This is a genomic window from Streptomyces pyxinae, assembly GCF_024756275.1.
In the GTDB taxonomy this organism is placed as follows: Bacteria; Actinomycetota; Actinomycetes; order Streptomycetales; family Streptomycetaceae; genus Streptomyces; species Streptomyces pyxinae.
Genome location: NZ_JANUGQ010000035.1, coordinates 1 through 15,695 on the forward strand (window position 1 = coordinate 1; position 15,695 = coordinate 15,695).

General features: G+C 73.8%; 7 protein-coding genes. 2 read left to right on the top strand and 5 right to left on the bottom strand.

What is annotated here, in order from left to right; translation table 11 throughout:
- A partial coding sequence (locus tag NX801_RS30880) for a non-ribosomal peptide synthetase (protein ID WP_309505919.1) occupies positions 1-8,271 on the bottom strand: 8,271 nt, incomplete at its 3' end.
- Between the two features lie 617 nt (positions 8,272-8,888).
- Between NX801_RS30880 and NX801_RS27755 the strand changes: the two genes are divergently transcribed.
- Entirely contained in the window at positions 8,889-9,947 is a 1,059-nt protein-coding gene (locus NX801_RS27755; protein WP_258790696.1) for an ornithine cyclodeaminase family protein, read from the top strand.
- Between the two features lie 271 nt (positions 9,948-10,218).
- Here the strand turns inward: NX801_RS27755 and NX801_RS27760 are convergent, their stop codons facing one another.
- From NX801_RS27760 to NX801_RS27770, 3 genes are all read right to left on the bottom strand, one after another.
- Positions 10,219-10,800 carry an LmbU family transcriptional regulator gene (locus NX801_RS27760; protein ID WP_258790697.1) on the bottom strand — a complete coding sequence of 194 codons (582 nt, stop codon included), beginning with the start codon at positions 10,798-10,800 and terminating at the stop codon, positions 10,219-10,221.
- Positions 10,801-12,013: 1,213 nt separating this feature from the next.
- Positions 12,014-12,973: an EamA family transporter RarD gene (rarD, locus tag NX801_RS27765; protein WP_258790698.1), complete on the bottom strand. Its 960-nt coding sequence runs from the start codon at positions 12,971-12,973 to the stop codon at positions 12,014-12,016.
- A gap of 155 nt (positions 12,974-13,128) precedes the next feature.
- Positions 13,129-13,992: an SDR family oxidoreductase gene (locus tag NX801_RS27770; RefSeq protein WP_258790699.1), complete on the bottom strand. Its 864-nt coding sequence runs from the start codon at positions 13,990-13,992 to the stop codon at positions 13,129-13,131.
- 136 nt (positions 13,993-14,128) lie between these two features.
- Here NX801_RS27770 and NX801_RS27775 point away from each other — a divergent pair, with 136 nt between their 5' ends.
- Positions 14,129-14,551, top strand: a complete 423-nt coding sequence (locus tag NX801_RS27775) for a winged helix-turn-helix transcriptional regulator (RefSeq protein WP_258790700.1) — start codon at positions 14,129-14,131, stop codon at positions 14,549-14,551.
- An 89-nt stretch (positions 14,552-14,640) separates the two neighbouring features.
- Here the strand turns inward: NX801_RS27775 and NX801_RS27780 are convergent, their stop codons facing one another.
- Complete coding sequence (locus NX801_RS27780) at positions 14,641-15,642, bottom strand: 2-oxoacid:ferredoxin oxidoreductase subunit beta (protein ID WP_258790741.1); 1,002 nt, start codon at positions 15,640-15,642, stop codon at positions 14,641-14,643.
- Positions 15,643-15,695 lie beyond the last annotated feature (53 nt).

Here is a 15,695-nt window from a genome sequence, read left to right on the forward strand (position 1 = left end):
CGCCCCCGAGCCGAACTCCGGCTCGGGCAGCGCCGTACGGTCGAGCTTCCCGTTGGCGGTCAGCGGCAGCCGGTCGAGCACCATGGCGGCGGCCGGAACCATGAAGTCCGGCAGCCGTTCGCCCAGGAAGGCCCGGAGCTCCTCGCCGGTCACCACCCCGGCGCCCTCGTCGGCCAGGACGGCGTACGCCACCAGCTGCCGGCCGCCGCCACCCGTACCGCGGCCCCGGTGGGCCACCACGGCGGCCTGGGTCACCGCCGGGTGGGCGGTGAGGACGGCCTCCACCTCGGCCGGCTCCACCCGATGGCCCCGGATCTTGACCTGGTGGTCACTGCGGCCCACGAAGATCAGGTTTCCGTCGCCGTCCATGCGGGCGAGGTCGCCGGTGCGGTACATCCGGCTGCCGGGCGGGCCGAACGGGTCGGGGACGAACCGCTCGGCCGTCTGTCCCGGGCGGCCGTGATAGCCGCGGGCCATGCCGTCGCCGGAGACGTACAACTCGCCGACGACGCCCGGCGGTACGGGGCTCAGGGCAGGACCGAGCAGATGGACCCGGAGGTTGGGCAGCGGGGTGCCGAGCGGCAGGCTTCCGGAGCCGTCCCACGTCCGGGCGCCGGAGAGCGCGAAGGCGGTGGTGTAGAAGGTCTCGCAGGGGCCGTAGGTGTTGACCACCCGGACGCCCGGGATGGCCTCGCGCACCTTGCGGGTGAGTTCGGCCGGGAGCGCCTCGCCGCCGAACACCACCGTGTCGGCCTTGATCCGGCCGGTCAGCTGGTCCACCAGCTCCGCGAGCGCCGAGGGCACGGTGCTGATGACACCGCCCGCCCAGCTGCCGCGCTCGGCCAGCACCAGGACGTCCCGGACCAGCTCCAGGGTGCCGCCGGAGCAGAGCGCGGAGAAGATCTCGAACACCGAGATGTCGAAGGCGACCGAGGTGCCCGCCAGGGTGCGCGAACCGGGCGGCACGGCGAGCCAGTCCGGCATGCGCAGCACGGCGTTGACCGCGGCGGCGTGGGTGACGGCCACCCCCTTGGGCACCCCGGTGGTGCCGGAAGTGCTCATGACGTACGCCAGATTGCCGGGGCGCAGCGGCCGGATCCGTTCGGCGTCGGTGGGATCGGCACTGGCCCCGGCACCGGCACCGGCGGCGTCCGGGCCCGTCGTGTCCCGGCCGGTGTCCGCGTCAGCCACGTCCCGTCCGGCGGCGGTCGCGCCGGCCCTCTCCCCTCCGGCGGGGGCGCGTACCTCGTCCAGGTAGAGGCGGGGCACCTCGCCGTCCGGCAGTACGGCCCCGCTGGGCGTGTCCGTCACGATCAGCGCGGGCCGGCCGGCGGCGAGCACCGCCGCCAGCCGGCCCGCGCCGTGCCCGGGGTCGACGGGGAGATAGGCCGCGCCTGACTTGAGCACACCGAGCAGGGCGACGACCAGCTCGGGGGTGCGCGGGAGGGCGACCGCGACCACGGACTCCGGGCCGATGCCGCGCCGGATCAGATGCCGGGCGAGCCGGTTGGCACGGGCGTTGAGGTCGCGGTAGCTGAGGGTGATGTCGTGGCAGACCACGGCGACGGCTTCCGGGCCGGCGGCCGCCTGCCGTTCGAACAGCTCGGTCAGGGTGAGCGGCGGGGTGGGCACCGCCGTGTCCTGGAAGGCGTCCAGCAACTCCCGTTCGGCGGGCTCCAGTACGTCGATCCGGCCGACGGCGGCCCGGGGCCGGCCGACGAGGTGCCGCAGCACCCGGGCCAGCCGGCCGGCGAGCCGTTCGGCCGCTTCGTCGTCGTACAGATCGCGCTGGTACTGGAGCGACAGCCGCAGCCGGGGGTCGGCGGCGGCGAGCAGGGTGAGCGGGTAGTGGGTGGCGGCGAAGGGGCGGATCCCGGTGACGGTCACCCCGGAGGCGGCGGTGGCCGCGCTCAGGCCCGCCCGGTCCACGGGGAACGACTCGAAGACGACCAGGGTGTCGAAGAGGGCGTCGAGCCCGGTCGTCCGCTGGATGTCCGCCAGGCTCGGGTGCTGGTGGTCCAGCAGCGCCGCCTGCTGTTCCTGGAGGTCGGTCAGCAGTTGTTCGAAGGTGGTTCCTGGCGCGCAATCGACGCGTACCGGGACGGTGTTGACGAACATGCCGATCATCTCGTCCACCCCGGTCAGCGCGGCCGGACGCCCGGAGACGGTGGCGCCGAACACCACGTCGTCGCGGGCGGTGAGCCGGGAGAGCAGTACCGCCCAGGCCCCCTGGACCAGGGTGCTGAGGGTGACGGCCCGCTCGGCGGCCCAGCGGGCCAGCGCGGCCGCGTCTCCGGGCTCCAGCGGTACATCGGTGTGGCCGACGCCCGGGGTGCCGGACCGGGGCGCGCGGCCGGGCGCGAGCAGCACCGGTTCCGTCACCCCGGCGAGCGTGGCGGCCCACCGCCGGGCGGCCCCGGCGCGGTCCTGCCGGGCGAGCCAGGCCAGGAAGTCCCGGTAGCGCGGGGCCGGCGGCAGGGCATGGGCGGCGCCCCCGGAGCCGTACAGCCGCAGGAGTTCGCGCAGCAGCAGCGGCAGCGACCAGCCGTCGAGCAGCACATGGTGGACGGCGAGGACGAGTTCGGCCCGCCGCTCGGCCGTCACCGCCAGGGTCAACCGCAGCAGCGGCGGGGTCTCGGGGTCGAAGCGGCGGGCGCGGTCCTCGGCCAGCAGCCCGCCCAGGGCCGCCGCGCGGGCCTCCGGTGCGAGGCGGGTCAGATCGTGGTGGCGGAAGGGCAGGGCGACACCGTCCACGACGAGCTGCACCCGGTCCCCGGCCGAGTCGGTGACGAACGCGGTGCGCAGATTGGGATGGCGGTCGAGCAGCGCCTGACCGGCCGCCCGCAGCCGGCCGGGGTCGACGGCTCCGTCGAGGTGGACGACATACTGCATCTGATAGGCGTCGGTCTCCCCACCAGGAGCCCCCGCGACGGCCGTTGGGGCCTCGCCGGCCAGGGCGGAGTGGAAGAGCAGGCCGGACTGGAGCGGGGTGGCCGGCCAGACGTCCACCAGACCGGTGTGGCGCCGCTGCCAGCGGTCCAGGTCGCGCTGAGTGACCCGCACCAGGGGCAGGTCGGAGGGGGTGAGACCGCCTCCGCCGTGCTCGGTGACATGCCGGGCGAGGCCCTCCAGCGCCCGCTGCCACAGGCCGGCCAGTTCCCGGACCTCGGCGGCGGTGAGCACTCCGGTGGGGAAGGAGAACAGCGCGGTGAGGCGCTCGGCGCCCGGCTCGGCACCGGTGCCGGTGCCTGAACCCGGGGCGGCGCCGGGGCCGGTGCCTGAACCCGGGGCGGCGCCGGGGTCGGCGCCGGTGTGCGTGCCGATCCCCGGGCCCGGACCGGTGTCCGTTCCGGTGCCGGTGTGCGTGCCCACGCCCGTGCCCGTGCCCGTGACGACCACACCGATGTCGAGGGCGGCCGGCGCCGGTGTGTCCGGGGCGGGCGCGGCGACCGGTGCCGGGGTCTCCGGGGCCCGGTTCCAGCCCTGCCCGCGCAGCCCTTCGGGCAGGTCGGCGGCGGAGAACCGGCCCAGGTAGTTGAACTGGATCTGGCCCATCGGGAGCGCGCTCAGCTCGGGCGCGGTCGCGGGGTTGAGGTGGCGCAGCAGCCCGTAGCCGATGCCCTTGCCGGGAACCGCGCGCAGTTGCTCCTTGACCGCCGTGAGGACCTCGCCGGCGGCGGCGCCCCCGGCGAACGCCTCGTCCAGATCGCGGCCGGTGAGATCGAGCCGGACCGGACAGAGGCTGGTGAACCAGCCGACCGTACGGGAGAGTTCGGCGCCCGGCACGACGTCCTCCTCCCGGCCGTGCCCCTCCAGCCGGATCACCGTGGCGGCGTCCGGCGCCCCTTGGGACCCCTCCCGGGTACGGCGCCGCCGGACGACCGCCATGGCCAGCGCGGCGAGCAGCCCGTCCTCGACACTGCCGTGGAAGGCGGCCGGGAGCGCGGTGAGCAGGGCGCCGGTCAGCGCGGCCGGGAGCTCGACCCGGATGGTCTCCACGGTGGCGGCGACATCCGTCGCGGGGTCGAGCGGCCGGGCGCCGAGGAGCGGCTCGGGCGCCGCCACCGTCTCGCGCCAGTACGCCAGTTCCCCGGCCCGGTCGGAGCGGCCGGCCTCCGTCGCCAGGGCCCGGGTCCAGCCCCGCAACGAGGTGCCCACCGGGGGCAGTCGCGGCGTCCGGCCGGACCGTACCTGCTGCCAGGCGGTGGCGAGGTCGGGCAGCAGGACGCGCCAGGACACCCCGTCGACGGCCAGATGGTGGACGGCGACCACGAGCCGGCCGGGGGCCCCGGGGCCCGCGTCCAGCCAGCCGAACCGCACCATCGCCCCGGCCGCCGGGTCCAGCCGGGCCACCGCCGCCGCTGCCACCTCCCGCAGCCGGGCCGCCGTCGTCCCGCCGTCGGCCGCCTCCCCGCCGGGGCATCCGTCCCCGGGCCGTACGGTGTCCAGCCGCACCCGGTCCAGAAGGTGCCGGGCGTCGGTCGCGCCGGGCGGCGGGATGTCCAGGGCGGCGCCCTCGGAGTCGTACACCAGACGGGCCCGCAGCACATCGTGCCGGGCCAGCACCGCGTCGAGGACCGAGGTCAGCGCGTCGGCCTCGATGCCGACGGGCAGTTCGAGGGCGAGCCACTGGGCGAACCGGGCGAAGACGGGCCCCTGTTCGGCATGGAAGGCCGCCACCGGCAGCAGCGGCGTCCGTCCCAGATGGGCGCCCTCGGGTTCCCGGACGGCGGTGTCCGTGCCGCTCGCGGTCCGCTCGTCGGCCGCCCGGGCGAGCGCGGCGACGGTCCGGTGGGCGAAGACGTCCCGGGGCCGCAGCCCCAGCCCGGTGGCGCGGGAGACGACCTGGATGGCCCGGATGCTGTCGCCGCCGAGCAGAAAGAAGTCGTCGTCGGCGCCCACCCGTTCGACACCCAGCACATCCGCGAAGGCGGCGGCGAGCTGCCGCTCGGCGGGACTGTCCGGCGCCCGGTGCGCGGGGCCGCCGAACGTGGGCGCGGGCAGGGCCGCGCGGTCCAGCTTGCCGTTGGGGCCGAGCGGCAGCCGGTCCAGCGCCACGAAGCCGGCCGGCACCATGTACTCGGGCAGCCGGGCGGCGGCGAACGCCCGCAGCTCGGCCGGGTCGGCACCGGCCCGGAAGTCGATGTCGCCGGCCTCGCCCGCCACGCTGCTGCCGACCCCACCGGAGCCCACGGGGACGACATAGGCGATGAGTCGCGCGGGACCGCCGGCCCCCGGACCGCCCCGGTCCTCCGTACCGCCCCGGTCCTCCCGGGCGACGACGGCGACCCGGGCCACACCGGGGTGGAGCAGCAGCGCCGACTCGATCTCACCCGGCTCGACCCGGAAGCCCCGGACCTTGACCTGGTGGTCGGCCCGGCCCAGGAACTCGACCTGGCCGTCGGCGTTCCAGCGGGCCAGGTCGCCGGTGCGGTACATGCGCGTCCCGGGCGGACCGTACGGATCGGGGGTGAACCGCTCGGCGGTCAGACCGGGCCGGCCGAGGTAGCCGCGGGCGAGCCCCGCGCCGGTCAGATACAGCTCGCCGGGCACGCCCCGGGGCACCGGGCGCAGCCAGGAGTCCAGGACATGGAGCCCGGTGTTGTGAATGGGGCGGCCGATGGGGACCGGGGAGACGCCGGTCCGGCAGGGCCAGGCGGTGACGTCCACGGCCGCCTCGGTGGGGCCGTACAGATTGTGCAGCTCGGTGCCGGACCCGGTGCCCGGCTCGGTGTCCGGTTCGCCGCCCGGCCCGGTGCCGGGCCCGGTGTCCGGTTCGCCGCCCGGCCCAGTGCCGGGCCCGGTGCCCGGTTCACTGCCGAACACCGCGTGAAACCGCTCCACCAGCTCGGCGGAGAGCGCCTCGCCGCTGCAGAACACACGGCGCAGTCCGGCCCCGGCGGCCCCGAAGGCGTTCTCGTCGCGCAGGAACTCGGCCAGCATCGAGGGCACGAAGTGCGCGGTGGTGACGGCCCGTTCCCGGATCAGCGCGGCCAGATGGGCCGGGTCCTTGTGGCCCTCGGGGCGGACCACCACCAGCGCCGCGCCGGTGATCAGCGGCCAGAAGAACTCCCAGACCGAGACGTCGAAGCCGGCGGGTGTCTTCTGGAGCACCCGGTCACCGGCGCCGAGACCGTACGTGTCCTGCATCCACAGCAGCCGGTTGGCGATCGCGCCGTGGGAGACGACCACCCCCTTGGGACGGCCCGTGGAGCCCGAAGTGAAGATCACATACGCCGGGTGGGCGGGGTCGGGAGCGGGGACCGGACCGGGACCGGAGGCCGGGCCGGAGGCGGAGACCGGGCCGGGAGCGGAAAGGGGGCGGGGAGCCGCCTGGGCCCGGCCGATCGGCTTCGGCTTCGACCCGGGCTCCGGCTCGGCGTCCCGCTCCGGCAGGGCGTCCACCGCCAGACGCGCGGCGGCCGTCCGGGGCAGCGAGGGTTCCAGCCCGGCGGTGGTGAGCAGTACGGCCGGATCGGCGTCCCGCAGCATCTCCGCGATGCGCCGGGCGGGCAGCGAGGGGTCCACGGGCAGATACGCCCCGCCGGCCAGGAGCACCCCCAGCAGCGACACCACCAGCTCGGCGGACCGGGGGACGGCGACCGCGACGATCCGCTCCGGACCGACCCCATGGGCACGGAGAATCCGCGCCAGCCCGGATGCCCTCCGGTGCAGCTCCCGGTAGGACAGCGAGGCTCCGTCGTCGCCGGCACCGGGCGTGTCCGCGGCCCCGGGGGTGTCGACCAGCACGGCCACGGCGTCGGGCGTGGCGGCGGCCTGCCGCTCGAACAGCTCGGGAATGGTCACGAGCGGCCGGTCGACCGCGGTGGCGTCGAACTCCTCCGTGAGCAGCGTCCGTTCGGACGCGCCCAGCATGTCGAGGGATCGCGCCGGGGCGTGTGTGCGGGCCATCGTGGTCCGCAGAAAGGCGGCCAGCCGCTCGCTCAGGGCCCGGGCGTCGGTGTCGTCGTAGTGGGCCGCCGGCAGGTCCACCCGCACATACAACTCGTCGCCGGGGCGGCCCTCCCCCTCCCGGTACACCGAGATCATCACCTCGTCGACGACCCCGAAGGAGCCGCCGGCGAAGGACGCCGGGCTGCCGGCGAAGTCGAGCCGTCCGACGGGCGGCATGATGTTGACGATGGCCCCGAAGGGACTGCGCTCGGCGCCACCCGCGCCGACGGCCCGCCGGATCTCGGAGATCTGGAGCGCGGCATGGCGGAAGACCGTCCGCTTGGCGTCCGTGAGCGCCCGCGCCAGCTCGGCCGGGCTCGCCGCCGGCGGCACCGGCAGCCGCAGCGGCACGATGTTGGACAGCACGGCCGGGGTGGCGCGCGCCGGGCCGACCCGGTTGCCGACCGTCAGCGAGAGCAGCGGCTCCGGCAGGTCGCACAGGTTCCGCAGGAACAGGGCGGTGGCCGCCGTGAGCAGGGTCGGCAGGGTGGTGCCCGCCGACTCGGCCGTACGCGCCCAGGCTTCCGCCTCCCGGCCCGGTACGGCCACGGTGTGATTGCGCACCCCGAGGGGCTCCGCGACGCCGCCCCAGTCCCGGGCGGCCGCCCGGAACGCGGGCGCCGGGTCCGGGGTGAGGCCCCGTGGCGGCCGGGCCGCCTGCGTGGTGTCTGCGAGGTACTCCCGCCAGAACGCCGTGTCCCGCGCGTGGCGGTCCGACTCCCGGTAGCGTGCGTCGGCCGCCGCCAGCTCCTCGGGGCCGACCCAGGCGGGCGCGGACACCGGCCGACCGGCCCTCAGCGCGCGGTACACCTCGGCGATCCGGGGGGACAGCAGGGTGAAGGCGCCATGGGCGTCCGTGACGATGTGCGGGAACGCCAGTACGAGGACATGGCGCCGCTCGGCCAGCCGGATCGATCCGGCGCGGAAGAGCAGATCGCGCTCCAGATCAAAGGGGTCGGACACAAGTTCGGACACCAGGGTGCGGGCCGCCCGTTCCGGGTCGGGCCGGTCGCTCAGATCGACCGTGAAGGGGCACCAGGGTCCGAGGGGGCGCGGTACCTGGCACGGGCGCCCGCCCTCCCCGCCCTCCCCGTCCGCGCCGCCCGCCTCCGAGGCCTCGGCGGTCGTCTCCGAACGGAAGTTCACCAGGAGGGTGGGGGTGTTTTCGAGTACCAGCCGCAGCGCGTTCTCCAACAGGCCGGTGTCCAGGGGGCCGGTGATCTCCCACAGGGCCGTCACATTGTTGGGCACATCGGGTGTCAGCCGCTGAGCGACCCAGAAGCGTTCCTGGGCGGACGACACACTCGGAGACCGCATGCGGGAACCTCTCCTCCACACTGATTCACCAAGGGGGACCACGTGGACGTCTTCAGACTCTGCGCCGGTGATCGGAGGGTCAACTCGCTTGAAAGACTTGGGGCAGGCTTGTCCGGGCCCCGCGCCGAGCCGTCCTGTCGACAGGACACGGCCGACTCCGTTCGGCGGCGCACCCGCTGGTGACCGACAAGTGGCTCCGTACCACTTCGAATGCTCAAGTCGCCTGTGATTGAGCGGTGTTGGCCAAGCGAACCGTGTTAGCGAACCGCAGGACCGGCTGCTAGCGTGACGGCCCCCGGCGCGGCTCCGGCCGCGCGCCGATTCCCGGAAGCGCTCCGTTCCGTCGGCAGGCCGGGCCGAATGAGCGTCCCCGCCGCTGGTACGCGTGTGTTCCGGTATTCCGGGCCCGCGCGCCTCGCACCCGCCGGCGCGCGGCCCACCCCTGAGAAGGCACGGCCGACACACCGAAATGCCGCCGCGAGCTCCCTGGCCCCTGAGCTCCCCCGAGTTCACCGGGCCCTTGAGCCCTGAGCCCTAAGCCCCTGAGGCTTTGAGCGCCTGAGTCCCTGGGCCCTTGAATCCCCGAGCCCCTGAGTTCCCGAGATGAGGAGAGGTCTGTGGAGAACACCTGGCTGATCGGTCAGGACGATGTCGCGCGCATGCTGCACATCGTCGGCCGGGACGCGCTGATGCGGCGGATGATTTCCGCTCTCGACAAGGGATTCACGGAATTGGGGCAGGGGGTACGGAGCGAATCCCCGATGCGTACCGGCTTCACCCGGACCGGCGGCGTGCCGGGCGTCATCGAGACGATGCCGCACCGGGAGCCCGGCCTCGGCGTCACGGTGAAGACCGTCGCGTACAGCCCCTGGAACATCACCGCCCACCGGTTGCCGACGATCCTGGGCACCATCGCCCGGATCGACGACGACACCGGGCGGCTCATCGCCCTCACCGACGGCGTCCTGCTCACCGCTGTCCGTACCGGTGCCGCCTCGGCGGTCGCGACGAGCCGGCTGGCGCACCCCGGCTCCCGGACCGTCGGGCTGATCGGTACCGGGTGCCAGGCGGTGACCCAGCTGCACGGGCTCAGCCAGGTCCTGGACATCGGCACGGTGCTGGTGCACGACATCGACCCAGAGCACGAGCGTGGCTTCGCCCGGCGGGTGGACTTCCTCGGCCTGGATGTGCGCTCCGCGCGGCCGGAGGAGATCCTCGCGGAGGCGGACGTCCTGTGCACCGCCACCTCCGTGCCGGTGGGCGCGGGCCCGGTGGTGCCGGACGGCGCGCACCGGCCGCATCTGCACATCAACTCGATCGGCGCGGACGAGATGGGCAAGACCGAGCTGCCGGCCGGCCTGCTGCGCCGGGCCCTGGTCTGCGTGGACCACCGGGGCCAGGCGCTGCGGGAGGGGGAGTGCCAGCAGCTGACCGAGGCGGAGATCGGCCCCTCCCTCGCCCAGGTGTGCGCGCGTCCGGAGGAGGTGGCCGGGTTCCGCGAGCGGCTGACGGTCTTCGACTCGACGGGGGTCGCGTCCGAGGACCATCTCGCGCTGGACGTGATCATGGAGCTGGCGACGGAGCTGGAACTCGGGACGAAGGTGCCGCTGGAGGGCCGCCCGGAGGACCTGCTCGACCCCTACTCGCTGGCCGGACCCACCCCGGCGCACGGCTGAGACCGGAGCGCGGCCGGGCACGGGACCCGGCCGGGAGCCGTAGCCGGCCGGAAACGGAGCGCGGTGGGGAGGGGCCGCCCGCCGGAGCTCCGGGAGCGTGACCCGGCCGCGGGCGGCTGTCCGCCGGGCCCCGGCAACAGTGTCCGACCGGGAACGGTGTCCGACCGGGAGCGGCGCCGGACCGGGCCTGGAACTGCCGCCGTCCCGGGCCCGGCGTCGCGGGGGAGCGGGAGTACGGCCGCCGGTGGCGCCCGCTCAGGCCGGCGCCCGCTCAGGCCGGCGCCCCGCCCGGCCGCCTGCCGAACGTCCGCTCCCGCTCCCCGAGTTCCTGCTCGGCCGCCCGGTCGAGCACCGACAGCACCCAGCTGCCGAAGTCCGTTCCCGATCGGTCGGCGGCCCTGCGCCACGACGAGAGCCGGCCGCTGGGCACCTGAATGCGGGGAATCAGCGCGAGGTCCTCCTTCTCCTCCTCGCAGCCGGCCCGTTCACCCTGGATGCGCGTCCGCAGCTGCTTGGTGGTCCACCCGTTGCGCTCCACCAGGTCGAGCAGCCGGTCCTGCTGGTCGAGCGGGAGGGAGGCGACCTCGGCGTGATGCTGGAAGCTGAGCCGGCCCCGCCGCCTCTGGAGCGGGAACTGCCGCGCGACCCAGGCGTAGTTGCGCAGCGTCTGGTACTGGAGTCCGGCGGCGCGAATGGCCCGCTGATAGCGGTCGGCGTAGTGCTCCTTGCCGTACATCAGCCAGTCCCCGAGGCACCAGGACGACGAGTCGACAATTCCGGAGAGGTGCCGGCCGACCCGCTCCCACTCCTCAAAACTGAGGCCGGTGGAGAAGCGCAGTCCGACCCGGGTCATGACCAGTCGTTCTTCGTCGGGCCGGCCGGTGCGTGGCGCGGTCGCCCGGACGGTGGGTGTTCTCTTTTCCGTGGCTCGGATGCCGGTCGGATCCGCCCCGGTTCTGATCATTGCTGAGATCCCCCTTAAGGAAGAGTATTCCCCGCGAACACCGAATGAATACGACCCGGTCCACTCCAGAATGAGAAGCCTGATATCGACTGCTGACGGCTCTTGCCCGGCCGGGCGTGGCCGAGCGCACCCGGGCGTGACCGAAGAGAAAGCGGCGCGACCCATGCGTCTAAATGTGGGCAGCTTTGCGCCGGTCTGATTTTGTCAAAGTCTACGTGTCACGGAAAAGAGCGGTCAACCGGAATGCTGACATAGGCGTCCATGTCCTTTCGGGGCGATCCGGTCGAACGCGTGAGCCTTTGGTGGTCGGCGGTGCAGGGCCGACGGTGTCCTGCGGATACGGCAAGGGCTTTCGTGTCCTGAGGGAATACCGTTCCCGGAACCGGGCCGGGGAACCTTTCTTGCGCCGGGCCTGCGCCGGGCTTGCTCGGTACCCGCGCCGGACCCCTGCGGCACTCGGCACGGCCCCTGAGAGCGTCCTGCGCACGTCCTGCGCGCGTTCTGCGCCGTCATTGCAGCAGGTCCCGCGGGGTGCGTCGCCGCCCCGCCGTCACCGTCGCCGCGCCATTGCCGTGCCATTGGTGTCCGGCTGCCCTTGCCGTCCCGTCGTGACGACCGTCAGGCGCGCCGGACCTGGCTTATCCCGTACTCCCGGCGGCTCGTGGCGATCATGCCGGGAGGGGTCCGTTCCCGTCCGGTCCACCGCGCGGGAGTCCAGGAGTCGGAGTACGCCGTAATCGGCACCGATCGGCTCCCGGGTGAGCGCTGTCCGCGAGGAGCCGCTTCACGCCATTGCGCACCTCTGATCCCCTCCCCGCCCACCCTCCGAATGCGATCGAAGAGTTCGCGCCGACTCTAGCGACGGTGGGCGGCGGTGGGCAGTGCCTGACGCTTCCCGGGCCGGCTCGACGCGTCCGGAAACAAGCGCCCCTCGGCCGGCCGCCGACCCGGGCCGGGCCCGCTGAGTAGGCAAGTCAAGAGGGCGGCGAAAAGAAGGCCTTATGTCGATAATGGCTGGAAATGGAAGACCAGCCGGGTTTGTTTCCGGTTTGCCGCCGGTGTGAGGCCGGTTAATCGGTACGGCGCCATTCGAGAGGAGTGATCAGCGGCGGGAAAAGGTCCCCGGCCGGCGAACGGCCGACGGGCCCGGCGCTCCGAGGCGGGCGCGCCGGGTGGCGCGGAGGACGTCCCAGGTGAGCACCGACAGGGCCAGCCACACCAGGGCGAACCCGGCCCAGCGCTCGGGCGGCATCTCCTCGTGGAAGTGCAGGACGCCCAGCAGGAACTGGAAGACCGGGGTCAGATACTGGAGCAGGCCCAGGGTGGAGAGCGGCACCCGGATCGCCGCCGCGCCGAAGAGGATGAGCGGCACGGCGGTGACCAGACCGGTCGCGGCCAGCAGGGCGGCGTGTCCGGCGCCCCTGGTGCCGAAGGAGCCGGAGCCCCGGGCGCCGAGCCACAGCAGAAAGGCCAGCGCGGGCAGGAACTGAATGGCGGTCTCGGCCGCCAGCGACTCCAGGCCGCCGAGGTTGACCTTCTTCTTGACCAGCCCGTAGGTCGCGAACGAGAACGCCAGGGCCAGCGAGAGCCATGGCGGCCGACCGTATCCGACCGCGAGCACCACCACGGCGGCGAGTCCGATGCCGACCGCCGCCCACTGGGCGGGTCGCAGCCGTTCCTTGAGCAGCAGCACACCCATGGCGATGGTGACGAGCGGATTGATGAAGTAGCCGAGGGACGCCTCCACCACATGGCCGGTGTTCACGGCCCAGATGTAGAGCCCCCAGTTGACGGTGATCACGGCGGCGGCGACCGTGATCAGCCCCAGTCTGCGCGGCTGCCGGAGCAGCCCGGCTATCCACCCCCAGCGGCGCAGCGCCAGCAGGGCGACCGCGACCACGGCCAGCGACCAGACCATTCGGTGGGCCAGGATCTCGACGGCCCCGGCCGGCTGGAGCAGGGGCCAGAAGAGGGGGACGAGCCCCCAGAGGCCGTACGCGCCCAGCCCGTACAGCAGACCCGCCCGGCCCGTCCGCTGGTCGTCGCCGCTCTTCGCCGTCACTCGCCCGCCCGTCCTTCCCGTCCCGGTGGACCGCTGCAAGGGAGCGCGTCCTGCCGGAGACGGTAGCCGCGGGCCGGCCGGACTGTCATGCCCGTACCGCGATACGGTCATGACCGATGGGCGCGGTACGGGCACGGGCCGGCCGGTCGGCCGGGTCAGCGGGTGGCGAGGGCCGCCGCGACGGAGTCGGCGAGCGGGGCGGTCGGGCGGCCGATCAGCCGGGCGAGGTCGCCGCTGGTACGGGCCAGGGCGCCACGCTCGACGGCCTTGTCGACATCGACCAGCACCGCCGCGAACCCCTCGGGGACGCCCGCACCGGTCAGGATCGCCAGGTGCTCGTCGGCGGGGACGTTCCGGTACGCGATCTCCCGGCCGGACTGCCGGCTGAGCTCGGCCGCGTACTCCGCGAAGGACCAGGCGGTGTCGCCGCTCAGCTCGTACACCTGGCCAAGGTGGCCCTCGCCGGTCAGTACGGCGGCGGCCGCGGCCGCGTAGTCGGCGCGCGGGGCGGAGGCGACCCGGCCCTCGCCCGCGTTGGCCACCACGGCGCCGTGGGCCAGCACGGGCGCGAGGTGCTCGGTGTAGTTCTCGGTGTACCAGCCGTTGCGCAGGAAGGTGTACGGCAGGCCCGAGTCGAGGATCAGCTGCTCGGTGACCTTGTGCTCGGCCGCGAGGTCGAAGTCCGCCTCGGGGCCGCCGAGGATGCCGGTGTACGCGAGCTGGGCGACGCCCGCCGCCCCGGCCGCCTCGATCACGGCGGTGTGCTGGGCCACCCGGCTGCCGACCTCGCTGCCCGAGATCAGCAGCACCCGGTCGCCGGAGCGGAAGGCGCCGGCGAGGGTCTCGGGGCGGCTGTAGTCGGCGATCCGCAGCTCCACACCGCGCGCCGCGAGCCCGGCGGCCTTCTCCTTGTCGCGCACGACGGCGGCGATCCCGGCCGCCGGGATGCCGCCGGACAGCAGGGCGTCGATGACAAGACGACCGAGGTGGCCGGTGGCTCCGGTGACGACGATGCTCATGAAGGATTTCTCCGTACGGTTCGGTGGTGGGCTTGCCATGCTGGCGCGGCGGCCGGGAGCCTGCCCCGGCCGACAACCTCACCGTACGAAAGCCGCTCACTATTCGTAAGTACCCACTTTGAAGTAAGGTACTGACATGAGCGTAAGCAACGTGGAACTGACGCCCCTGGCCACCTCCGGGGCGGCCAGGCCCGATGTCAACGAGGCCATGTGCCCGTCCCGGCTGGTGCTGGAGCATGTCACCAGCCGCTGGGGCGTGCTGGTGCTCGCCGCCCTGCTGGAGCGGTCGTACCGGTTCAGCGAACTGCGCCGGGCCATCGGCGGTGTCAGCGAGAAGATGCTGGCCCAGACGCTCCAGACCCTGGAGCGGGACGGCTTCGTCCACCGCGACGCCAAGCCGGTGATTCCGCCGCGCGTCGACTACTCGCTGACCTCGCTCGGGCTTGAGGCGGCCGAGCAGGTGTGGACGCTGGCCCGCTGGACCGAGCGGCGACTCGACGAGGTGCTCCGGGCGCGGACCGAGTACGACGAGGCGAAGGCCGCCGCGTCGGCCGGCTGAGCAGCCGAAGGCCGGCGGCGGCCGGGCGCCCGGGGCGGGCCGGACCGGTGAGGGCCGGGCCCCGCCCCCGGGGCCGCGGGGCGCCGGGGCTATCCGGCGACCGTCCAGGTGTCGGTACCGGCGAGCAGCGCCCCCAGGTCGCCCCGGCCCTGCTGCTCGGCGGCGGTGTCGAGCTGCTCGCTCATGAGGGTGTCGTAGACCGGGCGGTCCACGGAGCGGTAGACCCCGATCGGTGTGTGGTGGAGGGTGTCCGGGTCGGCCAGGCGGGAGAGCGCGAAGGCGGTGGCCGGGCTGGTGGCACGGGCGTCGTGGACCAGGACACGGTCCTCGTTGCCGGGGGTGACGGTGACGACCTCCAACTCCCCGGTGGCCGGGTCGCGGACGACCCCCTTGGTGTCGTCCGTGCCGAAGCGGACGGGCCGGCCGTGTTCCAGGCGGATCACCGCCTCCTGGGCCTGCTGCTTGTCCTTGAGCAGCTCGAAGGCGCCGTCGTTGAAGATGTTGCAGTTCTGGTAGATCTCCACCAGCACCGTGCCCGGGTGGTGGGCTGCCTGGCGCAGCACCTCGGTGAGGTGCTTGCGGTCCGAGTCGACCGTCCGGGCGACGAAGGACGCCTCGGCGCCGATCGCCAGCGAGACCGGGTTGAAGGGGGCGTCCAGCGAGCCCATCGGCGTGGACTTGGTGATCTTCCCCAGCTCCGAGGTGGGGGAGTACTGGCCCTTGGTCAGCCCGTAGATCCGGTTGTTGAACAGCAAAATCTTCAGGTTGACGTTCCGCCGCAGGGCGTGGATCAGATGGTTGCCGCCGATGGAGAGCGCGTCGCCGTCCCCGGTGACCACCCAGACGGAGAGATCGGGCCGGGAGGCGGCGAGACCGGTGGCGATGGCCGGGGCGCGGCCGTGGATGGAGTGCATCCCGTAGGTGTTCATGTAGTACGGGAACCGGGAGGAGCAGCCGATCCCCGAGACGAAGACGATGTTCTCGCGGGCCACGCCCAGCTCCGGCATGAAGCCCTGGACGGCGGCGAGGACGGCGTAGTCCCCGCACCCGGGGCACCAGCGCACTTCCTGGTCGGTCTTGAAGTCCTTCATGGTCTGCGGCGCCTCGGCCCTGGGGACCAGCTTCAGGGCCCCGGGCGGCTCGG